Here is a 22,591-nt window from a genome sequence, read left to right on the forward strand (position 1 = left end):
GTTGAGTTTTGGCTCTGCTCAACCCGTAACCCGTAGAGAGATTTAAAAATTAGAATCTTCAGCCACTTTGCGCTGAGATTTGAGATCGCCTGACTTCTCACTCAGAAGATTCTGAGCAATTCGATGCCATTCGCTCCGGAACTTCTCATCAGCTTGTGATTGAGTAAGCGGCTTGCCTCGTCGCGCGGGAAACTTACGGTAAAACTCATCGTTGACTTGAGCAATGAAGTCGTTGTAATCAATGCCCAACTTTCGACATTCCGCTTCGTAGTCGATCGCTTGAACACTCGTTGGTTTTGGCAGAACTTTACTAAAGTCAGGAACAGCTTTACTAAAGTCAGGAACGGCTTTACTAAAATCAGGAACCGATTTAGCAACATACGGAAAGACTTGCGGCACAAGCCAGATGAAGCTGACGATCGCTAAAATCCAAAGCAGCACTCGTACGACTAATTTAGTCATACCGAACATCGTCAATCGCACGATGCCAAACATCGCTCGAAACATCCACTTCAGCAGTTTGTAAGCCCCGTGGAATAACGCAAGTGGCACATCAAATGCAGATTCAAACCAAGGACGCGGATAAGTTCCAGTAGTCGTTGAGTTCGCAACCGTTGAACGGCGATGCCTTTTGCCTGCCAGCGCAACTGTTCCTTGATGAGTTGAATGGGTTGAGTTAGGAGGGATCGGCGGCGGGATAGGAACAGGCGCATGGGTTAGAACCATAGAACCAGATGAAACTCTGGACAGCGCTTCCATCACTTCTTGAGCAGCAGGATAGCGATCGCGAGGGCGATTACTCAACATGCGATCGATCACCTGCGCGAACGCGGGCGAAGCGTTCGTGTATTTCTTCCACTGACAGGTCATATTCATCGAATCGAACAGCGATTGGGCTTCGCGTCCCGTCAGCAGAACAATGATCGTCACAGCCAACGCATACAAATCACTACTCGAATCCGCGCTGCCTTTATGAAGCTGTTCGATGGGAGCATAGCCAGGTTTACCGACTAAGGTTTGCCCGGAATGTACCGCTTGAGTTGCTGCCGCTTTGACGACACCAAAATCGATTAAGACAGGCTTTTGATCGAGATCTCGCAGAATGATGTTATCTGGAGAAATATCACGATGCACAATGCCCGATCGATGAATGTAGTCTAAAACGGGTAGAAGTTGTTGCAGGAGTTGAACGGCTTCCGACTCGCTGAAGGTCATGCCACGATTTCGGCGATCGTTTAGCAATTGCTCATAGGTTTTGCCTGCGACGTAATCTTGAACTAAGAAAAACAATTCCCGATTCTGCGTTTTGATCTGAAACAGTTCGCGGAACTGCGGAATCTGAGGATGATGCAGTTGATGGAGAACCTTAGCTTCGCGAGTAAAGAGTTCTTCTGCTTTCTGGGCATGTTTGGAACCTTGTGAGGCAGGTTCAAATTCCTTTAGAACACAAGTTTCGTTGAAACGATTCGTATCTTCTGCTAGGTAAGTGCGACCAAAGCCACCCTGACCCAACATGCGTTGAATTCGGTAACGGTTTTGAACGATCGTGCCATCAGGAAACGGTAGGCTCATAACGAGGTCAGGAAATGATGCTGATCAACTGTATCACTGGATCTTAAATTGATCGGAGTAAGCGAGGCGGTTTTTCGATCGCCTAAGAATAGGAATCAAGTTGACCCAAAGCTATCCCTGAATTTTCTCTGGGATTTTTTGGGTTGCACATGACTCATGCGGCGGTGCTTGATTTAAAGCCTGACTAAATTATGGCAATTACCTTTCTTGGATCGCGGTCAACGTTATCTTCTAAGATCAATTAGCTGTTCATCAAGACATTTTGTGGCTCGACTCTTATTACTCTCAACACCCGTTGGTGCGATCGGTTCTGGTTTAGGAGGCGGAGTTGAATTAACACTGACAAATATTGCGCGATCGCTGATTGCTCTGAATCATTCTGTCACGGTCGTTGCACCCGAAGGTTCTGCCTTAGAAGACATTCCGCTGATTCAGATTCCCGGTCATCTGCAAATTACTGCTCAATCTCAAGGTCGAGATGCCTTAGTAACGCTGCCTCCTAATTCAGTGTTGGGCAAGATGTGGGACTATGCGCGTCACAATCAAAGCGACTATGACGTGATCATCAACTTTGCCTATGATTGGTTGCCGTTCTATCTCACGCCCTTTTTCGATTGTGCGATCGCGCATTTAGTGAGCATGGGGTCACTCACCGATGCAATGGATCACATCATTGAACAGGTTGCATCCAGCTTTCCAACAACGATCGCCGTTCATAGCCTTGCTCAAGCCGAAACCTTTCGCTTCAAAGATGCCTGTTTCAATTTGAAAAACGGCTTTGATCTGACTCAATATCAGTTCAATCCAACTCCGAAACATCAATTAGCTTGGGTGGGTCGAATCGCGCCGGAGAAAGGCTTAGAAGATGCCGTCGCAGCGATAGAAAAAGCGGGAATCCCCTTAAAAATTTGGGGCGTGATTCAAGACGAATCTTATTGGCAAAGCATTCAAGCAAACTATCCCGATGCTGCGATCGAGTACTGCGGGTTTCTTCCAACACAAGACTTACAAAAAGCTTTAGGAGAATCACAAGCTTTGTTGATGACTCCGCGTTGGGTTGAGGCATTTGGCAATGTTGCGATTGAAGCGTTAGCGTGTGGTGTCCCGGTGATTGCTTATCGTCGCGGTGGGCCTGCTGAAATTGTCAAAGATGGCAAAACAGGCTGGTTAGTTGAACCCGATAGCATTGAGGGATTAGCTAGCGCGATCGCAAAGCTCGACCACATCGATCGCGCAATGTGTCGGCAGGATGCCGAACTGGAGTATTCTTTGAGCGCGATGGGAAATCGCTTAGAAATTTGGCTCGATCGCATTGTACAATCCCGAAATTCGAGTTTCGGTTGTGCTTAGCCTGGAGCTTAAGCTTTAAGCGCAGCCAAAACGCATCTTACGGATACTTCTATGAAACGCTGTCAGATTCCGGCTCCACTTCGATCGGGTGACTTATTGCGGGTGATTGCCCCAAGCGGAGCCTTGCGCGAATTGACAGCATTTCAGCAAGGGGTAGAAGTTTGGCGGCAAAGAGGCTATCAAGTTGAACTCACTCCCGGATTTGACGATCGCTATGGCTACCTAGCTGGAACCGATAAACATCGCCGCATTCAACTGGAAACCGCGCTTCAAGATCCAAATTGTCGCGGTATTCTCTGCGCGCGCGGTGGTTGGGGCGGTGCAAGATTACTTGAAAAATGGTCGTTTCCATCGGTTGAGCCGAAATGGCTGATCGGCTTTTCAGATATTACAAGTTTGCTCTGGGCGTATGCAGAACAAGGTACTTCTGGCGTTCATGCACCTTTGTTGACGACGATCGCATCCGAACCGGATTGGTCACAAACTCGATTGTTTGATTGGGTTGAAGGGCGAGCTTTGCCGATGCTGCAAGGAAACGGCTGGGGTATGGGAAAGGCATCCGGCTTGTTACTTCCTGCCAATCTAACTGTTGCAACCCATTTACTGTTTACACCTTGGCAGCCAGATTTAACCGACGTAATTTTAGCGATCGAAGATGTGACCGAAGCCCCGTATCGCATCGATCGCATGTTAACGCATTGGAGAACCTGTGGAGCTTTGGCAAAAATTCGAGGCATTGCGATCGGACGATTCAGCCAGTGCGATCCGCCTGCCAATATTCCCAGCTTTCAAGTTGAAGAGGTTTTACGCGATCGCCTCTCTGATCTAGGAATTCCCATTGTTTCAGGCTTACCGTTCGGACATGATGGCGAGAATGCAGCGCTTCCAGTGGGAATTCCGGTGGAGTTAGACAGCGATCGTGGACTTCTCAAGTTCGAGACTCATCTCAACCCCCTGCCCCATTCGTAGCGCCCTTAAGCACAAGAAAACCAGCGATGCGGATTCATCTCTCTACGCAAACCCGCGAGCTTCTAAAATCTGATACAAATTGACATCCGTTTCCAACAAACAGGTATGCCCACTCTCCGGCAGCACCACGACTTCTGCCTTCTGAAGATTTGCCTTTAACCGATACGCTTCTGCCAACGACGGCAACAATCGATCCTTCGCACTCGCTAAAATCAACGTCGGAATCGTCAGCGATCGCAAAGCCTCACTCGGCACTTCAAACCCCTGCAATAAATTCATTCGCCAAACCGAGGTCGGTTGCGGAACCGATCGCACTGCTTCAATCAAGGCTTGGCGATCAACGGATGAAATTCGTTGAAACGCTGCCAACAAAGGCAGCAACGACACCGAAGACCAATGGTATGCTACCTCCGGCAAATGCTGACTTATCTGTGCGCCCCAGCCAATCCAAGGTCTGCGATTAAACGACGACGCAGGATTGACCAAAATCAAGCGATCGAACAACTCCGGCGCACGCTCAATCACCTTCATCGCCAAACAGCCGCCAAAGGATTCTCCACACAAATAAACTGATCGGGGCGCGATCATCTCACCTTTGACCAAATCCACGACCCGCTGCGCTAAATCTTCCCAATTCGTCAAATCATCAGGCGGAATCGCCAAACAGCGCACATCAAACCTTGCTTCCAACCCTGCCGTCTGCGCTCGTAACAATTGCCCTGTTCCGTCCATTCCGGGCAAAAAGACAAACAGTGGGAACTGAGGTCGTAGCGCTTTGGGGGTCAGAAAACAAGGAGAGCTATGCAGCATGAGAATCTAAGGACAGCCTTGGTCTAATAAGGATTTAATTTCAGTTTGGGCACGATCGACTAATTCAACCACAGCTTTCCGGGCAAACCGACCTTGATAATCAGCCCGATGAGTCGGGGTCATCCAAATCGGATGCCCAATCATGACATTTACAGTCTGATACAAAACTAGCGGATGCCAGCCATCTTGGTCAAACAGCGGCTCGGTCGGATCGAAAAAGCTTAAGACTCTTAATGGGATCGCAGAATTGATCGTCTCTTTCTCAGGCGCGATCGCAACGGGTAAGATTGCTAATTCCTCGATCGGAGCTTTCAAGGCGAGATGTGCAAACCCGCGATGAAATTTTCCCATCTCAGGCGGCTGAGGCGGTTGCACCATCGGTGACGTTCCTTCTGGAAAAATTCCCACAGCTTCTTGGGACTTTAGTAAACCGATCGCTTGCTGAAAAAAACTGGCTTGCCGATGCTGATCACTTTCTAACGGAAAACATCCCAACTGCTTTACCACCTCACGCATCACAGGAACTTGTCCCATATAGTGATGGCAAGCAAATCGGATTGGACGCTCGATCGCACTCATCAACACCAGTGCATCCATGACACTGCGATGATTACTCACGACGAGTACTGCACTATTTCGGGGAACTCGCTCGGAATGATACGAATACATCCGAATTCCCATACTCATCAGCATGAATTGGGAAACTTGAAGGGGATTCAAACCTGATATCAAACCTGGGCAGTCCTCAAACGACTTCTTACCATTATTGAATGAAATTCTGCCCAATCTGCCATCTTCTGAAAGTTCGATCCATCTTCAATGCGTCGGCAAATAAACCGTAAACGTACTGCCCTGATCGGGTTCAGTCATGACATTAATTCTGCCATTGTGCGCTTCTACAATCCGTCGCGTCAGGTGTAATCCTAATCCGCTGCCAGATTTCTTATGTTTGCCAGGGATAAAACTTTCAAAGAGCGTAGCGCGATCGCTGTCTGAGATGCCTGCTCCTGTATCTTGCACCTCAATTTTGATCGCAGGTACAAGCCCTGTATCTACTTTGATCAAGCGAACAGTGACCGAACCTTCATCCGTAAACTTGATCGCATTGCCAATCAAATTCGTTAAAACTCGGTACAGTTCTAAGCGATCGCCTTTTGCAATATATTCTTCTGAGGCTTCTGCTTCGAGCTTCAGCGCTAATTGTTTGTCGATCGCTAAAGGTGAAAGCTCCTGAATCACTTCTTGAGCCAGTTCGAGTAGATTCACCGGAGAGAAAATTAGCGTCTTGCGACCTGCCTCGTAGCGATACACTTCCAACAAAGTATTGACCATCGTCAGCAAATTAGAATTGCTGCGAATCATCGTTGCAATTGCATCTTGCACGTCATCAGACAGATCGCCCAATGCGCCCTGTGCCATCAGATTCAACATGCGATCGGCAGCCACTAACGGCGTTCTCAAGTCATGCGTCAAACGAGACACAAAATCTTCTCTTTGTCGGGCAATCTGATCTCGCTCATCAACGCTATGCTTCAGCCGCAGGAGTGCTCTGACTCGCGCCAGCAATTCGTCAAAGTGAACAGGCTTGCGGATAAAATCGTCTGCTCCGGTATCTAATCCCTGAGCGACACTCGGCTGATCGTAAGCGGTTGTGAGGAGAATGGGAATAAATGGCAATGCAGAATTTGCCCGAATTCGGCGTGTCACCTCATATCCATCCATTTCTGGCATCATCACATCGAGCAGAATCAGATCAGGGGGAGATTGTTCAATAATTCGCAAAGCCTCCTTGCCGCTATCTGCGAGTTCAACTTGATAGCCTTCATCCTGCAAGATCGCCTGAATTAGTAAACAGTTATCAAGCGTATCGTCAACCACAAGAATGCGATCGATCGTCCGCGTTCGGCTAAAAGGAGTATGATTCATCCCAGACATCGACAAAGATGAGCGTTTAGTGTTCCTAAGTACTAAACACTACTTTTGTCACGTTCTACCTCATTCTTCTGGGGGATATTCGCTGTGCTGTCTGATGTATGCAACAGCAATCGGGGTGATTCGTTGAATAAGTTCTGTAAAGATTTCCCGTTCTGCTGCTGTCCAAGGTCGGGGGCGATGCATCATGCAAGGCTGCAAAACTCCCCATAATTGATTGTCATCGCAAATATGACCATGAATTAATGCCCGATGTCCAAAATTCTCTCGCTCAAAGTCTGCATTCAAAACCTGAGCACTCGCCGTTTGTACATCTTCGACAAAAATAGAAGGTTTCGTCGATAGTGCTGCCGCAAACATTGGATCTTCATCCGGTAAAGACTGCGGCTCGGGTTTCCAATCTTCATCGTAGACAATAGGAATTTGTGAATTGCGTGTCCAACAAAACGGAACGCGACCGAGACGAGTTTGGGGATTGCGAAGGTAGAAGAAACAGCGATCGCAATTGAAATACTCTGCGATCGCTCGCATTAACTCAGACAAATCACCTTGACTCAGTAATTGATCAATTTCAGGCGGCATCTTTGACAAACGTCCATTCCAAAACTTTACGGGGTGCAGATTGCAGTGCTTTTGTCAGACTCTTGTTGTCTTTGAATTTGACCTCTGAAAGGGTGACGGCTTCGACATTCACCGTAAATTGATCGTCTTGAAAGCACCAAGGATTGACAGTGACTAACCCGTTTTCTAATTGCTTAATGTCATAGCGTTGACCGTCATGAGCTTTGCTGATTTCCAGCCAGCGTTCATCGGCGGGGAGTTCTTGCTGGCAGAGAATGAGCGAACAGCGATCGCACCATTGCAGAAAGTCATACGCTTGCGTCGCATCTGTTTCAGAGATTTCTAAATCTTTGCGCCAGCGTTTCTGATTTTCGATCTGTTCATCCAGGAAAGCATCTGCTTTCGGCGAGGTTCCTCGTTTTGCAGAATTCAATCGCAGCAAATGCATCGACGTTAAAAGTGCCACCCAGCGCCCGCGATACAACGAACCTTCAAGATGTCGCCGCAAGCTGTCATAGTCGGTTTCTTGCTCGCTATCTTGAGTAAAATCTTTTGGTGCACCCGCTTTATTCAGATTGTTCTCATCCCATTCGCGCTCTAGATCGTCATGATGAGAAATCGCAGCAACAGTTTCATACAGCCGAGGAGGAGCATCTTTTCTGCACCACTGCCCTGCAATCTGTGCAGCAAGGAGCGCATGTGCCCGATGATAAATAATTTGCCAGCCGTTTTGAGTCGGATTAACGATCATGTACCGTTTTAGCGCGAACAACGCTAAGCATCATAGTGATTTGCGCGGTTTGCTGAAATCTATCTGACGATCGAGAATTCGCGGGAACCACTTTCCCGTTGGAGATTCAATCAGTTTGGTATACTATCTTCGATTCTTTTGACAGCGAAGCCCATGATCTCATCTGACCCAGTTGCCGATTACACACCGACTAGCGAACGGCATATGCCAGTGTACGAGACAGGAACAGATACTTCGCTTGCAAATGTGGATCATATGATTCGCTATGCGTATGTTGCACCCTTTGTCGTTGGAAAACGGGTGTTAGATATCTCTTGTGGAACGGGGTATGGGACACAGTTTATCGCTCAGCAAGGCGCTTTAGAAGTTGTTGGGGTCGATGTGGATCAGTCGGCAGTGAATTTTGCATCTAAGTTTCACGCGCATCCGAATGCAACGTTTATTCAGTCCGATGCTCATTACGTGCGGCAATTAGAAGATGCTTCGTTCGATGTGATTGTTTCCTTTGAAACGATCGAGCATTTGCCGAATCCGCGAAAGTTTGTAGTTGAACTCAGACGCTTACTGAAACCAGATGGACAACTGTTTTTGTCTTGTCCAAATGATTATCGCGTTGCGCCTTGGATCAGTGAGTTTCATTTGCATAAGTTCCGATTTCCTGAGTTTCGAGAATTGGTGTTGAGCACGTTTGGTGAAGCGGTATTTTTAGGGCAGCACTACAGCGTTTCGAGTCATATTGTTAAGCCGATTTCACCTGCATTAAAAGGCGTGAGATTTGAGAGTTATCAGAACCCTCTGCCGAAGGATTTCTTTGAGCGTGAGTATTTAGAAAATCTTTCTGCGATCGAGAATGCTGATGGATATTTAGCGATCGTGAATGTAGATGAATCACAGTTGCAAAATCAAACCAGTATTTCGCAGAGTGCATTTCAGTTTTTGATGCGACTTCTAACTGAAACGTTACCGCAATCAGACCAGGTTAACCAGCTCAATCAAGAGCTTCAGCAAACCCGACTTGAACTCGATCGTGTCCATCAACTTGCCGCCGCTGCACAGACTCGAATTCAAGCCATGGAAAGTAGTAAATTCTGGAAGTTACGAGCAACTTGGTTCCAACTCAAGCGAAAATTGGGATTGCCAACTCAAGAATAGTTGAGCGTTGAAGAATATGCCTGAAAGAATTGTCTGCACTGTCGTCACGAAGAGCTATTTGGCATATGCTCGAACCTTAGCTGAAACGTTAACCGAGCATAATCCAGAAGCAAAATTATATGTTTTGCTTGCCGATCGGGTTGAGGATTATTTTCAACCAGAAACGGAGCCTTTTGAGCTAATTTACTTAGAAGATCTGCCCGAGCAAGATGCGATCGCTCAGATGAGTTTCTATTACACTCCCTTAGAGTTTTGCTGTGCGCTACGGGGATTGTTACATGAATATATTCTGGAACATACAACAGCTGAAAGCTGGCTGTTTATCGATTGCGATATTTTAATTGGTGATTCTCTAGAGCCAATCTTTCAAGAACTTTCTGAAACATCATTAATCTTTAGTCCACACTGTAGCCGACCTGTCCCATTAGAGCAGGCTGAACATGAGATTAATTTCTTGGTTCATGGCATCAATAACGGTGGATTCATGGGATTGCGAAGAACTGAGCAAACTCGACAATTTATCCAGTGGTGGAAAGGACGATTAATTCATTACTGTTTTTTAGATTGTGCGATCGGAGATCCAAGAGGGCTTGCCGCAGACCAGTTATGGCTAAATCTTGCCGTGCTTTATTTCCCGGATTTCAAATTCTTAAAACATCCAGGCACAAATATTGGTCACTGGAATTTCTATGAAAAGGAATTTGAGCTAGATCCGCAAGGAAATGTACTTGTGAACGGTCAACCTTTATTATTTTTGCACTTTAGTGGATGGGATATCGATCGTCCTCATTTTGTTTCTAAGAATACGGCTCTTTATCCTGAAGAAATTACTTCGCCCTGGGCAAAGCTCGCGGATATTTATCGAGCCAAATTGTTGAGAAATGGCTATGAGAAAACGCAGAAATTCCCTTATACCTTTAGCAAGTTTAATGACGGAACTCCGGTCACACAAGCGATTCGGCGCGGCTACTATGATGAGCTAAAACAAGGAATTGCAATCTCAGCGCCGTTCGAGAATTCTGAATATTTTCAGTCGAAAAGGTACACACTTGATTCAACTCACTTTTTACGAGAAGAGTTATATGGAGTTTATCAACAACTCGTTGAACTTCAGCAGCAGAATCATCAAACTCATTTAACGCTTCAACAGACGCAAACTTCGCTGCAGCAGACACAAACTTCGCTGCAACAGACCGAAGCAGAATTTACACAGTTTCGCCAGCAAGCAGACGCAGAAATTGCGCGATCGCATCAAACAATCTCAGAAATAGAGAACAGCATTTTTTGGAAAGCGAGAAATGTTTGGTGGAAAATCAAACAGCGATTGGGTCAACCTGAAGTGAAGTTATTAGAGCAAAAAAAGGAGTGAATCTAACATGAGTGACCCCGTAAATATTGACACTCTGATCGATAAAATCCGGCAAGAAGCAGCCCAGAGACAAACCGTTTCTCAATATCAACCTCCTGCAAATATAGATGCGGCAAATCGAATTCGATCGAGCAATATTGAAGCACTTTTGAATGCTGCCAGCGCAAAATCTCAGATTAGAACAGATTTGCCTGCCAAATTAAAACGATTCCCCTGGAACTTGGGTAGAGGATTTGGGAAAGCCGCTTTGAAAACTTACAGTTTTCTCTTTAAGGAACAGCGAGCGGTTAATTTTTCTCTCAATCAAGCTTTGCGAGAAACTTTATTACTGAATCAAAGCCTAGTGAAGAAAGTTTCAGAGTTGCAGGCAGAAATTAGCGATTTGCAAGCTCGATTAGATGCGATCGAGGAAAAAGAATGAGAATTGCGATCGCCACTGTTCAAGTTCCCTTTATTCGAGGCGGAGCGGAGATTTTAGCCGACGGATTAGCAAATGCACTGCAAGCAGCTGGACACTCGGTTGAAATCATTGCGATGCCATTTCGATTTTCGCCTGTCTCAGAAATTCAGCGAAGTATGAAACTCTGGGCATCTGAGAATTTTGAGAATTTGAATGGCTATCAATGCGATCGTGTGATCTGTCTCAAATTTCCGGCATTCTATTTGCAGCATCCGAATAAAGTAGGCTGGCTTTTACATCAACATCGCAGTGTTTATGACCTATGGGACACTGAATTTACAGCAGAATTTTCTCGCAGTGCAGAAGGCAAACAGTTAAAACAAGAAATTACAGAACAAGATACGAAAGCACTAAGTACATTTCGAGGCGTTTTTACGATCGCGAAAACCGTGTCCAAGCGATTGCAAAAATTCAATCAAATCGCTTCTATCCCGCTCTATCATCCGCCCCAATTTGCAGAACAGTTTTACACCGCGCCTGCCGAACCTTATATTTTCTTTCCGAGTCGATTAGAAACTCTGAAACGGCAGGATTTGCTGATTCAAGCCATGCGATTTGTGCGATCGCCTGTGGTTGCCTTAATTGGTGGCGAAGGCGGTCAGTACCCTTATCTACAAGGTTTGATTGATCAATTTGGACTCCATCAGAAAGTCCGCCTGCTCGGTCGGCTCAGCGACAATGAGAAACTCAGTTATTACGCACATTGTTTAGGTGTTTTTTTTGCGCCTTATAACGAGGATTACGGTTACGTTACCTTAGAAGCAATGCTCTCTCGCAAGCCTGTGATTACCTGCAAAGATTCGGGTGAACCCGTTGAATTTGTTGTAAATGGGCAGACCGGATGGATTACAGAAGCTGATCCAACGGAGATCGCCGAAAAGATTGATCATCTCTATGAACAGCAAGCGATCGCGAAAGAAATGGGATCAGCAGGATACGATCGCTACAATGCACTCGACATTTCATGGGCTAATGTTGTGCAAAAGATATTAGGATGTTGAAACTTGTTGTGTGGAGTAAATGTAATGATTTCTCTGAAAGGCTTATTGAACTCGATTCAGAATCTCAATCGAAAACCGACCAAAACAAGCCCAACTCCCTACATCTATCGTCCAGACGTCGCTCAGTTCGATTTTGCTACAGGGGTAGAACAGCTTCGGCGCAGCGGACGCTCTGTGGTTGATCATGCGATCGAGAATACTCGCCCAGAAGTCGTCTCCAATATTATCGAACTCGGCAAACAAGTTGGAATTGAATTTAATGAATTCTCAATCGATCCCAGCCTTTATCAGGAGTATTGCAAGAGCGCAGAATACTCAAAACGCTATTCTGAATACTATCGAGGAAATCAGCCTGAGAAAACATTAGAACACTATATTTGCTATTCATTATTAGGTTTAAATTCAGAAGATGTTTTTGTCGATTTAGCCAGCGAACATTCTCCTGTCCCAGAAATTTTTCGGCGTTTATCAGGAGCAAAAACTTACAGTCAAGACATTATGTATCCTGACGGAATTAACGGCGATCAGATTGGCGGCAATGCTTGTAATATGCCGATTCCCGATGGATTCATCACGAAAGCAGCACTCACTTGCTCTTTAGAACATTTTGAAGAAGATGCAGATACAGGTCTGTTTCAAGAACTGGCGAGGGTTTTAAAACCAGGCGGAACAGTTTGCGTTGTGCCATTCTATGTCTTTAATCAAGAAGCAACTCAAACTGATCCAACGGTTAGCGTTCCTGCGGGTGTCCCGTTTGATCAAACTGCAACCATTTACTGCGCTGAAGGATGGGGAAATCGGCACGGGCGTTTTTATAGCCCTCAGTCTTTTATGCAGAGAATCATTCGCCCGACTCAAGACAAACTTAAGTTCCAGTTCTTCTACTTGAGCAATGCACAAGAGATCGATTCTTCGATCTATGCTCGGTTTGCGTTTACTGCGACTCGTCTCTAAATTTTCATTTTATGCATATCGCGATCGTTGCACCCAGTCCTGTTCCATTTTGTATTGGTGGAGCCGAGAAACTCTGGTGGGGATTACAAGAAGAAATCAATCAAAATACATCGCATCAGGCTGAGTTGATCAAACTACCCAGCCCAGAGCAGAACTTTTCAGAGTTGATTGATAGTTATCAGCAATTTTCTGAGCTAGATTTGCGCCATTTTGATTTGGTCATTTCCGGCAAATATCCGGCTTGGATGGTCAAGCATCCGAATCATGTTTGCTATATGCTACACCGATTGCGAGGCTTATATGATGCCTATCATTTGACAGGTTTACCGGAGCGATTTACGACAAATCATCCACCCCTTTCTCGTCTTCAAAAACGAATTCAACAAGGAAAACGTGGCGATTTACCAGAGATTTTTTTACAGCTTAAACAGTTAGAATCTAGTGGGAAATTACCCGAAGAAGCCGCCCATTTTCCTGGCGCTTTTGTTCGAGAATTGATTCACTATTTTGATGGAATTGCTTTAGATCCCAAAGCCATTAAGAAATACACTGCTATCTCTCATAATGTCGCAAATCGAAAGAATTATTTTCCACGTGGCAGTGCGATCGATGTCATTTATCCACCTTCAAGCCTGAGAAGATTTGAGCAGGGAAGTAGCGATTATTTTTTCACAATTAGCCGTTTAGACAGTGCAAAAAGAATTCGCCTACTCGTCGAAGCCATGCGCTTTGTAAAGTCAAAAGTTCAGCTTAAAATTGCAGGAACTGGACCGGATGAAAAACGGTTAAAAGAGTTAGCTGGAGACGACGATCGCATCGAATTTCTTGGATTCGTCAATGACGAAGATGTGATTGGGCTGTATGCCAATGCGATCGCAGTTCCGTATCTTCCTTATGACGAAGATTATGGCTTAGTCGTGATTGAAGCCATGATGAGTGGAAAACCTGTTTTAACCACAATCGATGCGGGTGGTCCGAACGAGTTTGTCATTAATGGAGAAACCGGATTTTCTGTTTTACCCGAACCTGCTGCACTTGCTGAACGAATAGATTATTTTTATCAGCATCGTACAGAAGCCAAGCAAATGGGACTCACAGGTCGAAAACTGGTTGAGACAATTACTTGGGAAAATACGGTCACTCGTTTGTTAAGCGAACCTCCCTTAAAGACGATGAGCAATGGAATGAGTAAATCTCGCCAAAAAATTACGATCGCGGTTACATTTTCAGTCTTTCCTCCACGCGGAGGCGGACAAAGCCGCGTTTTCCATTTATACAAACATCTTGCCAAATATTTCGATATCGAATTTGTTTCAGTCACCGGATTCGATCAGGTTCCGTTTGCAGGCGAAATCGCTGAACATGTTTACGAAATTCGTATCCCTAAATCGGCAGAACATCAGCAAAAAGAACAAGAAATCGAAAAAGAAACTCGAGTTCCAATTACTGATATCGTCATGCCGGATTTGATTCATTTGACTCCGGAATATCTTGAAGCATTAAAAACGTCGATCGCATCTTCAGATTTCGTCATTGCTTGTCATCCTTACCTCTATCCCGCCATTCGATCGATTACGGATAAACCGATTTGGTATGAAGCCCAAGACGTTGAAGTCGATTTGAAAGCGAAAATCCTCCCGGATAATGCGGTCAGTCGGAAGCTCTTAGAATCGATTAAAAAAGTCGAATTAGAATGCTGTAACGCGAGTCAATTGATCATGACTTGTTCGCAAAATGATGCGAATTTGCTCAATCAAATTTACGGTATTGATCTCAATAAAATGATTGAGGTTCCAAACGGAGTAGACACTGAAGCGATCGCATATATTTCTCAAGAAAAACGGCGATCAATGAAAGAAAAGTTAGGAATTTCTAATAACTTTACTGCTTTTTTCTTGGGAAGTTGGCACGATCCAAACCTCAAAGCCGTTGAAACCATTTTGAATCTTGCTCCATCACTGCCTGATATCAATTTTCTAATTGTTGGAAGTGTAGGTTGGGCATTTCAAGATAAAAAACGCCCGGAGAATGTGGGATTTTTAGGAGAAGTAGAGGAAGAGACAAAAGCGATCGTTTTAGAGATTGCCGATGTCGCACTCAATCCAGTCACCTTTGGTTCAGGGACAAACCTAAAGATGTTAGAGTACTTTGCGGCAGGCATCCCAGTCATTTCGACTCCAACCGGAATCCGAGGATTGGGCGTGGAACATGGCAAACACTGCATCGTCGCAGAAGTTGACCAGTTTGCAAGCGCGATCGCGCAAGTGCGATCAGAGTCTTCAACGATTCAACTGACCCGAATCGAAGCCGCCAGAACGCGAGTGCAGCAGCAGTATGATTGGCGAGTCATTGCCGACGATTTTATGGCTGCTTCTGCAACATTCAGGTAAAACGTTCATCAGCTTAAATCGAGCAAGATCATCGTGAAAAAAGCACTCATTACCGGACTGACCGGACAAGACGGATCGTATCTCGCAGAACTTTTGCTAGAGCAGGGCTATCAAGTCTTTGGGTTAGTTCGTCGATCGAGTTCGGGCAATGCCGATCGCATTAGCCATTTATCAGGAACGGTCGAGATTTTATCCGGTGACCTGCTAGATCAATGTTCGTTAATGGATGCCGTTTCCTACGCCCAACCCGACGAAATTTATAATCTGGCATCTCAGAGTTATGTGCCACTGTCTTGGACACAGCCCGCTTTGACCGCAGAATATACTGCTCTAGGAGTTTCACGGTTACTCGAATCGATTCGCCGCTGTAAATCGGATGCTAGGTTTTACCAAGCATCTAGTAGTGAAGTGTTCGGACAACCCGATGAGTCGCCTCAAACCGAACGAACCGCCTTTCGACCTCGAAATCCTTACGGAGTCGCAAAAGCTTACGCGCACTGGATGACGATCAATTATCGCCAGCAGTATGGACTCTATAGCTGTTGTGGGGTGACCTACACGCATGAGTCTCCGCGTCGAGGCACAGAGTTTGTCTTTCGCAAGATCACCCGTGGGGCAGCTTTGATCAAAATGGGTTTAGCCAAAGAATTGAAGCTTGGAAACTTAGACGCGAAGCGGGATTGGTGTTATGCGAAAGATGCCGTGCGGGCAATGTGGATGATGTTGCAACAAGAGCAACCCGATGATTACATCATTGCCAGCGGTGAAACGCACTCCGTTCGAGAGTTAGTGCAGACTGCATTCGACTGCGTGGGATTGAACTGGGAAGAGTATGTCTCAGTCGATCCGAATTTTTATCGACCGGATGAAGCCGTGCAGCTCGTTGGCTCGATCGATAAAATCCGCAGACAGCTAAATTGGGAGCCGCAATATCCGTTTAAGCAGTTGGTCGAGTTAATGGTGGATCACGACTTGAAGGAATTGAGCGAAGCCCAATGAAAATTGCGATCGATGTCACCCCTTGGATGCCGAAACCAAGTGGAATTGGGTTTTATGTCTCAAACTTGATTCAAGGGTTGATGCGATCGCAGAACGCTCCAGATTTAGAACTGATTTATCAGCCCGGACTGAAAAAATGGCTCAAGGGAGATTTTGCATTTCCCGATTATTTACGAGCTTATTCGCATCTCAATCTATTTCCACTTCCGGTAAGATTGTCGAATCTAATTATTGACTTTCCTTTCTTATTTTCTAATAGCTTAGAAGCCTGTTTCCAGCAAGCTGATATTGTGCATGGGACGAACTATACTGTTTTCCCAACTCGGAAAAGTCGTCGAGTGATTACAATCTACGATTTGACGTTTATTAAGTATCCTGAATTTACGAATTCAACGGTTAGTGCTTATACAGAACGGTTAAAAAAATGCCTGCGCTGGACAGATTTAATTTTGACCATCTCGCATAGTTCTAAACGCGATATCGTTGAGTATCTCAAGGTTGATCCAGATCGAGTTTGGGTGACTCATTTAGCCAGTCGTTATCAAGTTGATCAGCCGATTCCTAAATTCTCGTTTCCGAAACCTTATATTTTATTTGTCAGTACGATCGAACCGAGAAAAAATATTCGATCGCTGATTTCTGCATTTGAATATTTGAAGCGAAATTATCAAATTGAGCATCAATTAATTCTGATTGGTCAAAAAGGCTGGTTATACGAACCCATTTTTGATCAAATTGCGCGATCGCCTTATCAAAGTGAAATTCAGCATCTCGATTATCTTCCCGACGCTCAAGTCATGCAGTTTTACCGAAATGCAGATGTATTTGTGTATCCCTCGCACTACGAAGGGTTCGGAATGCCTGTATTAGAAGCAATGACGTTAGGTGCACCTGTTGTGACAACGAATGTCTCATCTCTGCCAGAAATTGCGGGCGATGCGGCACTATTGATTGAGCCAAATGCGATCGAAGATTTAGGAGAAGCGATTTTGAACGTCATTCGCGATCGCACTTTACGCGGGAATTTGATTCAAAAGGGCAAAGAACAAGCTAAATTATATTCTTGGGAAAATACGGCTCAAGAAACATTGAAAGCTTATCGATCAATTCTGTGATCTTAGTTCTGTGATATTAGTCAATCTTACATTTTTAGCTTCAAAACCGACAGGTCACACTGTCTATGCAAAAAATTTACTACCTGGTTTAAGCGCGCTTGAGCCAGTTTTATTATCTGGAAAAAATATCCCTCCCTACCAGTGTTATCCCATCTCAGATCAACTCACACCAGATCAAGGAACAAAAGGACATTTCAATCGATTGAAATGGACACAATTTGAATTACCTAAAATTTATCATCAGCTTCAGAGCGATCTTATTTTCTCTCCAATTCCCGAAGCTCCAATTTTTACAAAATGTCGCTATATTGTGACATTACATGATTTTATTCCGCTGCGATTTCCGCGTTTCACATCGCCATTAACTCAATATTATCGATTCTATATTCCCCATGTTCTTGCCCAAGCTCAGCATATTTTGAGCGATTCAGAATCGACGGCAAATGATGCGATCGAGTTCTACAAAATCCCATCAAATAAAATTACAGTAGTTCCACTTGCCTACGACAATCAGCACTTCAGATTTCTAGATTTACCCACTAAAAATTACTTTCTCTACGTCGGGCGACATGACCCTTATAAAAATATTGGTCGAGCACTCAGCGCTTTTTCTCGACTTCCTAAAGATTATGAATTCTGGATCGCAGGCTCACCCGATTCAAGATTTACCCCTCAGTTACAACAACAGGCTGAAAGCTTGGGAATCGGCGATCGCGTTAAATTCTTGAGTTATGTTTCTTATGCAGAATTACCTGTATTGATCAATCAAGCCACTGCGCTTGTTTTTACCAGTCTGTGGGAAGGTTTCGGCTTACCTGTACTCGAAGCAATGGCATGTGGAACTCCCGTCATTACTTCTAATCTGTCCTCAATTCCTGAAGTGGCAGGCGATGCGACGATTTTAGTCAATCCTTACCGTGAATCGGAAATTTTCGATGCGATGAATGCGATCGTCCAAGATTCAAGCCTCCGAACCCAACTGAGAGAAAAAGGACTCGATCGCGCTCAATCTTTTAGCTGGCAAACTACTGCGAACCAAACCGCAGAAATTCTCAAACGCTATCTCTAATTACTTTTTTGCCATCAGCATCACAACACCGCAGATAATAAACGCTAATCCAAACAGTCGGATCACCGGAATCTGCTCATTAAAGACGAATTTCCCGAGCAGCACCGAAAATACATATTGCAATGCAACTGCCGGAGCCAAAATACTGAGAGGAACACGAGTCAGCAGCAAAATGTATAAGATTGCACCCGCTCCATAGCATCCTAGTCCAATCACCAATTCAGGCGTTGTGGCAATACTGAGAACATGGCTCACTGCATTATTAGAAGTGAGTTGCCCCAGTTTTAATGCTCCTGATTTGAGAAAAAACTGACCTGCAACACCTGCCACGATCGACATCAGAAACAATGCAAATTCTTGAAAACTCACAGGAAATCTTTCTCCACATTTCGCTTTTTCAGTTTACAGCTAGCTTGAGCGTCTGACCGGGAAACCTTGAGCTACATTTATTTTGGAAGCATGAAAAACTCACGATGAATTCTTCAACCCCTGTACAACCGACCTACACTGACGCCCAAATTTCCATTTGGTTACGTGGTCTTCTCACTTTGGCTTGGGCAGATGATAAGTTCGATGAAGCGGAGCAACAGTTAATTGCTTCTCTGACTGAACATGCCTTAACCCAGGAAGAAACAGAGCGATCGTTTCAACCGATCTCGAATGAAGAACTGCGATCGCACTTTGCCCCTGACGCTCAGCTTGCCGAGAATTTTCTCAGAACCGCAGTGATGGTTGCCCTCGCAGATGGAGTCTACACATCCAGCGAAGACGAAATCTTAGAACAATTCTGTCAGACCTTGAATACTGGAACTGAGATTCTAGAAAATCTGCGGCTGACTTTATGCGATCGACATGCCGAAACTCAAGCGCTCCAGCCGCATCCTGAACTGCATCTTGATGTGTTGCAGCCTGTACGATCGTGGCTCGACGGCTTCCAAGTTCACGATCCAAAAGTTGCACATTTTCTCTGCAAACTCATTCCCGCCCAATGCCCCTTTGAGCGAGACGTAAAGCTATTCGGGCACAAGATTGTGCATATTCCACCCATGTGCAAGCTGAATCCGCTGTACGAACAGCTAGTCGGTTTACGATTCCGTGCACTCTCATATCTTGCAGACGAATGCGGCGAGGATGTTACACCTTACTGTTAGAAGAATTGGCGATCGCTCTTGAAGAGAGGAGCGGTCACAAAATTATATGGATCGCATAAGAATTGAGATTGATTTCGGTAGACTGAGAGCAAAGGTTCTCTACTCGTTTCTGCTTTATGTCAGTCTCAATTCCACAACAGGTTTTAGATACCTTACAAATGCTTTCTCCAGAAGAACAGAAAATGGTTCTCGAATTTGCAGTGAAGTTGCAACACAAACAAGTTCCGACTTCAAACTCGCCTGAATCTTTTCAATCGTTCTTTGACGTTGCTAGAGAGTTTATTGGTCGCGGGGAAGGACGGAGCGACTTATTAACCAACCCCGATTACATGAAAGGATATGGACAGGATTCACCAGCAAGTCATTCTTGATACGGGGCCACTTGTTGCTTTAATTAATCGTCGTGAGCCTCGTCATGAATGGGTGAAGCATCAGTTAATGAGAATTCAGCCACCATTATTTACCTGTGAAGCAGTAATTTCAGAGACAGTGTTTCTCTTGCAGCACGTTCACCATGGGATACAAACACTCAAAGGCTTACTAGAAACAAAAAGTATCTATATCGGTTTCCAGTTTAATTCTGAGGTTGAGCAAGTTACAGATCTATTAGTTCGCTACGACTCTGTTCCAATGGATTTTGCAGATGCTTGTCTCGTAAGAATAGCAGAACTCTTGCCTGATAGTGCAGTTCTCACACTTGATAGCGACTTTCTAATTTACCGCAAGCATAAAAATCAAACGATCGATACAATCGCACCTTGGCAGTAAGTTCGACTTGCCCAAAACTCCATTCACCGCGATGATTGAAAGGATTTTTTAGCTCAAAAAACGATGCAAGAACTGATCGCGGATGTATTGGTCGTCGGAGGCGGAACAGGCGGAACAGCCGCAGCCATCCAAGCCGCCCGACGCGGTGCAAAAACAATTCTCGTCAGTGAATTTGAGTGGCTCGGCGGAATGCTCACCAGTGCAGGCGTAACCGCTCCCGATGGCAACGAACTTGCAGCCTTTCAAACCGGAATCTGGGGTGCATTCCTGCGCGAATTAGAACGCCGACAACCCGGAGGACTCGACAACGCTTGGGTCAGTTTCTTCACCTACGAACCCCGAATCGGAGCCGAAATCTTTGCCGATTGGGTCAAGGCTTTACCGAATTTGCAGTGGATCGCCGGAGAAATTCCCACTGCCGTTTTGCAAGAAAATGACCCTTGCGGTATCGGCGAAGCCGCACGCATTCTCGGAGTCGAATTTCAAACCGTCAGAGTCGAGGCAAAAATTACGATCGATGCCACCGAACTCGGCGATCTTTTAGCTTTGGGCAACATTCCTCATCGCTGGGGATGGGAATTGCAATCCGAATTCAACGAGCCAAGCGCTCCGCCTGAACCCAACGAACTGACTCAAACCTATCCTGTTCAAGCGCCAACCTGGGTCGTTGTGATGCAAGATTTTGGTGAAGCAGAAGCACCAGAAATTCCCAAACCTGAACATTACAATCCCGACTTATTCGAGAAAGCTTGGCAAAACTATGGCGCTGAAGCATTTTTGAATTACGGACGGCTTCCCGGCGATCGCTTCATGATCAACTGGCCCATCTCTGGCAACGACTATGGTGAGAATCCCAATCGGCTACTCGATCGCTCAACTCGCCTCGAATTCCATGAAGAAGCAAAAATCCACTCTCTCGCTTTCGCCCACTTTATCCAAACCAAATTAGGGCGCAGATACGGACTCGCCGAAAACACCTTTCCGAATGGCACTGCCTTTGCTCTGCATCCCTATTATCGAGAAAGCCGCCGTCTCATCGGTATCACCACCCTGCGCGAACAAGATCTGCTTCCCAAAGGACAAGTTGCCCCACTCCCCTACCAAGTCGATGCGATCGGCTGTGAATACGCCGAAAATTTCTGCCAAGCGATCGCGATTGGCAACTACGCCAACGACCACCACTATCCGAGCGGCGACATTCCATTAAAATCAAAGTCCATCCGCTGGGGTGGGCGTTGGACAGGAACCCCCTTCACGATTCCTTACACCTGCCTGATTCCAAAAGAAATCGACAATTTCCTAGTCTGTGAGAAAAACATCTCCGTCACCCACATCGCCAACGGCGCAACTCGATTGCAACCGCTCGTGTTAGGAATTGGACAAGCCGCAGGCATGGCAGCCGCTCTTTGCATCGAACAAATCTGCCATCCCCGTCATTTAGATGTGCGATCGCTGCAACTCGCCTTACTCACCGATGCGAGCGCGCCCGCTGCAATTTTTCCTCTGTTCAATTTGTCACCTAAACACCCAGAATGGCTCGTCTGGCAGCAATACTATCTCGACCATCCAGAAAGTTATCCGACAAACGGTGAATGTCCCGCCAGTAAAAGCATTCAAGCACCTAGCGACCAAGCTAAACCATTCAATGGAATTTTCCACCGCAAAGGAGTACAAGACTATACATTAAAATCTACAGAACCATCCCAAACTGAATGGCTGATCGTTACAGTAGATCCCGAAGTCAACGCTCAACTACAGAAAATTCAGACCGGACAATCACTGAGCGGTTTAGGTAAATTTAATCAGTCTGGAAATTGGATTTTAGTAGAAGCGCTGAATACGGATAATCAACACTACCCTGAAGCGTTTGTCAAGTAGGTACGACTACCGAATTTGAGTTTTCAGGCATTTTTTGTCCTGATGTGATGCCCAAAATTGTGAAGAAAGGGGTATCAACACTGAGGACGTAAAATATGCGCGCTCAAACTTTGGTTGCACTCTTTAGCTGGCTCATTGGAGCAGTTGCTATCGGTTCTTACACCACCGAGCGTTTCTTCCCCGCCGCCTCTCAGTTAAACGCCCCTCAACTGATTCCACACACACTTGCCCATCGGGGCAGCGGACGGATCGAAACCCAACTCGAACAGATGAACTTTCTCATCTAATTTTCTCAATCTCAGCTTTTCAATCTGAACAGTTTACATTGAGCTTCCAAACT

23 protein-coding genes are annotated in these 22,591 nt (G+C 45.5%); 16 read left to right on the plus strand and 7 right to left on the minus strand.

Annotated elements, in window-relative coordinates; all coding sequences use genetic code 11:
• Positions 1-42 precede the first annotated feature (42 nt).
• Positions 43-1,572 (minus strand): serine/threonine-protein kinase, encoded by a 1,530-nt coding sequence (locus ACMUEV_RS14695; protein ID WP_190653162.1) that lies wholly within the window; start codon positions 1,570-1,572, stop codon positions 43-45.
• 264 nt (positions 1,573-1,836) lie between these two features.
• Between ACMUEV_RS14695 and ACMUEV_RS14700 the strand changes: the two genes are divergently transcribed.
• Positions 1,837-2,922, plus strand: a complete 1,086-nt coding sequence (locus tag ACMUEV_RS14700; protein ID WP_190653163.1) for a glycosyltransferase — start codon at positions 1,837-1,839, stop codon at positions 2,920-2,922.
• A 51-nt stretch (positions 2,923-2,973) separates the two neighbouring features.
• On the plus strand, positions 2,974-3,891 hold the full coding sequence (locus ACMUEV_RS14705; protein WP_190653164.1) for a S66 peptidase family protein: 918 nt from the start codon (positions 2,974-2,976) through the stop codon (positions 3,889-3,891).
• Positions 3,892-3,933: 42 nt separating this feature from the next.
• Here ACMUEV_RS14705 and ACMUEV_RS14710 read toward each other — a convergent pair whose 3' ends face one another.
• From ACMUEV_RS14710 to ACMUEV_RS14730, 5 genes are all read right to left on the minus strand, one after another.
• Positions 3,934-4,701 carry an alpha/beta fold hydrolase gene (locus tag ACMUEV_RS14710; RefSeq protein ID WP_190653165.1) on the minus strand — a complete coding sequence of 256 codons (768 nt, stop codon included), beginning with the start codon at positions 4,699-4,701 and terminating at the stop codon, positions 3,934-3,936.
• 6 nt (positions 4,702-4,707) lie between these two features.
• Entirely contained in the window at positions 4,708-5,394 is a 687-nt protein-coding gene (locus tag ACMUEV_RS14715; RefSeq protein WP_242044765.1) for a lysophospholipid acyltransferase family protein, read from the minus strand.
• A 123-nt stretch (positions 5,395-5,517) separates the two neighbouring features.
• Complete coding sequence (locus ACMUEV_RS14720; protein WP_051077861.1) at positions 5,518-6,627, minus strand: sensor histidine kinase; 1,110 nt, start codon at positions 6,625-6,627, stop codon at positions 5,518-5,520.
• 69 nt (positions 6,628-6,696) lie between these two features.
• Positions 6,697-7,215 carry a GAF domain-containing protein gene (locus tag ACMUEV_RS14725; RefSeq protein ID WP_190653166.1) on the minus strand — a complete coding sequence of 173 codons (519 nt, stop codon included), beginning with the start codon at positions 7,213-7,215 and terminating at the stop codon, positions 6,697-6,699.
• Complete coding sequence (locus tag ACMUEV_RS14730) at positions 7,205-7,945, minus strand: DUF3891 family protein (protein WP_190653167.1); 741 nt, start codon at positions 7,943-7,945, stop codon at positions 7,205-7,207. The genes ACMUEV_RS14725 and ACMUEV_RS14730 overlap by 11 nt, the downstream gene beginning before the upstream one ends.
• A 138-nt stretch (positions 7,946-8,083) precedes the next feature.
• Between ACMUEV_RS14730 and ACMUEV_RS14735 the strand changes: the two genes are divergently transcribed.
• The 9 genes from ACMUEV_RS14735 to ACMUEV_RS14775 are packed head-to-tail and all read left to right on the plus strand — an operon-like array spanning position 8,084 to position 18,454.
• Positions 8,084-9,097 (plus strand): class I SAM-dependent methyltransferase, encoded by a 1,014-nt coding sequence (locus ACMUEV_RS14735; protein ID WP_415354781.1) that lies wholly within the window; start codon positions 8,084-8,086, stop codon positions 9,095-9,097.
• A 16-nt stretch (positions 9,098-9,113) separates the two neighbouring features.
• Positions 9,114-10,466 carry a glycosyl transferase, group 1 gene (locus tag ACMUEV_RS14740; RefSeq protein WP_190653168.1) on the plus strand — a complete coding sequence of 451 codons (1,353 nt, stop codon included), beginning with the start codon at positions 9,114-9,116 and terminating at the stop codon, positions 10,464-10,466.
• Positions 10,467-10,473: 7 nt separating this feature from the next.
• The gene (locus tag ACMUEV_RS14745; RefSeq protein WP_190653169.1) at positions 10,474-10,887 is read left to right on the plus strand and encodes a hypothetical protein; all 414 of its coding nucleotides are present in this window, start codon (positions 10,474-10,476) and stop codon (positions 10,885-10,887) included.
• On the plus strand, positions 10,884-11,927 hold the full coding sequence (locus ACMUEV_RS14750) for a glycosyltransferase family 4 protein (RefSeq protein WP_190653170.1): 1,044 nt from the start codon (positions 10,884-10,886) through the stop codon (positions 11,925-11,927). Before ACMUEV_RS14745 ends, ACMUEV_RS14750 begins: the two co-directional genes overlap by 4 nt.
• Positions 11,928-11,951: 24 nt before the next feature.
• Positions 11,952-12,881, plus strand: a complete 930-nt coding sequence (locus ACMUEV_RS14755) for a class I SAM-dependent methyltransferase (protein WP_190653171.1) — start codon at positions 11,952-11,954, stop codon at positions 12,879-12,881.
• A gap of 11 nt (positions 12,882-12,892) precedes the next feature.
• Entirely contained in the window at positions 12,893-15,271 is a 2,379-nt protein-coding gene (locus tag ACMUEV_RS14760) for a glycosyltransferase family 4 protein (protein ID WP_190653172.1), read from the plus strand.
• Positions 15,272-15,304: 33 nt separating this feature from the next.
• A complete protein-coding gene (locus tag ACMUEV_RS14765; RefSeq protein ID WP_017288368.1) occupies positions 15,305-16,270 on the plus strand; it encodes a GDP-mannose 4,6-dehydratase in 966 nt (321 codons plus the stop codon).
• Positions 16,267-17,385, plus strand: a complete 1,119-nt coding sequence (locus ACMUEV_RS14770) for a glycosyltransferase family 4 protein (protein WP_190653173.1) — start codon at positions 16,267-16,269, stop codon at positions 17,383-17,385. Before ACMUEV_RS14765 ends, ACMUEV_RS14770 begins: the two co-directional genes overlap by 4 nt.
• 10 nt (positions 17,386-17,395) lie before the next feature.
• Positions 17,396-18,454 carry a glycosyltransferase gene (locus tag ACMUEV_RS14775; protein ID WP_190653174.1) on the plus strand — a complete coding sequence of 353 codons (1,059 nt, stop codon included), beginning with the start codon at positions 17,396-17,398 and terminating at the stop codon, positions 18,452-18,454.
• On the opposite strand, the gene ACMUEV_RS14780 is transcribed toward ACMUEV_RS14775, so the two are convergent.
• Complete coding sequence (locus ACMUEV_RS14780) at positions 18,455-18,823, minus strand: hypothetical protein (RefSeq protein WP_017288365.1); 369 nt, start codon at positions 18,821-18,823, stop codon at positions 18,455-18,457.
• Between the two features lie 104 nt (positions 18,824-18,927).
• On the opposite strand from ACMUEV_RS14780, the gene ACMUEV_RS14785 reads away from it, so the two are divergent.
• From ACMUEV_RS14785 to ACMUEV_RS14805, 5 genes are all read left to right on the plus strand, one after another.
• Positions 18,928-19,605, plus strand: coding sequence for a Mo-dependent nitrogenase C-terminal domain-containing protein (locus tag ACMUEV_RS14785; RefSeq protein WP_190653175.1), 678 nt, complete (start codon positions 18,928-18,930; stop codon positions 19,603-19,605).
• A gap of 116 nt (positions 19,606-19,721) precedes the next feature.
• Positions 19,722-19,976 (plus strand): hypothetical protein, encoded by a 255-nt coding sequence (locus tag ACMUEV_RS14790; protein WP_190653176.1) that lies wholly within the window; start codon positions 19,722-19,724, stop codon positions 19,974-19,976.
• On the plus strand, positions 19,945-20,373 hold the full coding sequence (locus ACMUEV_RS14795; protein ID WP_199329695.1) for a type II toxin-antitoxin system VapC family toxin: 429 nt from the start codon (positions 19,945-19,947) through the stop codon (positions 20,371-20,373). The genes ACMUEV_RS14790 and ACMUEV_RS14795 overlap by 32 nt, the downstream gene beginning before the upstream one ends.
• A 63-nt stretch (positions 20,374-20,436) precedes the next feature.
• Positions 20,437-22,251 carry an FAD-dependent oxidoreductase gene (locus tag ACMUEV_RS14800; RefSeq protein WP_190653177.1) on the plus strand — a complete coding sequence of 605 codons (1,815 nt, stop codon included), beginning with the start codon at positions 20,437-20,439 and terminating at the stop codon, positions 22,249-22,251.
• A gap of 95 nt (positions 22,252-22,346) precedes the next feature.
• Entirely contained in the window at positions 22,347-22,538 is a 192-nt protein-coding gene (locus ACMUEV_RS14805; protein ID WP_017288361.1) for a hypothetical protein, read from the plus strand.
• Positions 22,539-22,591: the final 53 nt, after the last annotated feature.

This window comes from Leptolyngbya sp. FACHB-1624 (genome assembly GCF_047649235.1).
GTDB classification, from domain to species: Bacteria; Cyanobacteriota; Cyanobacteriia; order Leptolyngbyales; family Leptolyngbyaceae; genus Leptolyngbya; species Leptolyngbya boryana.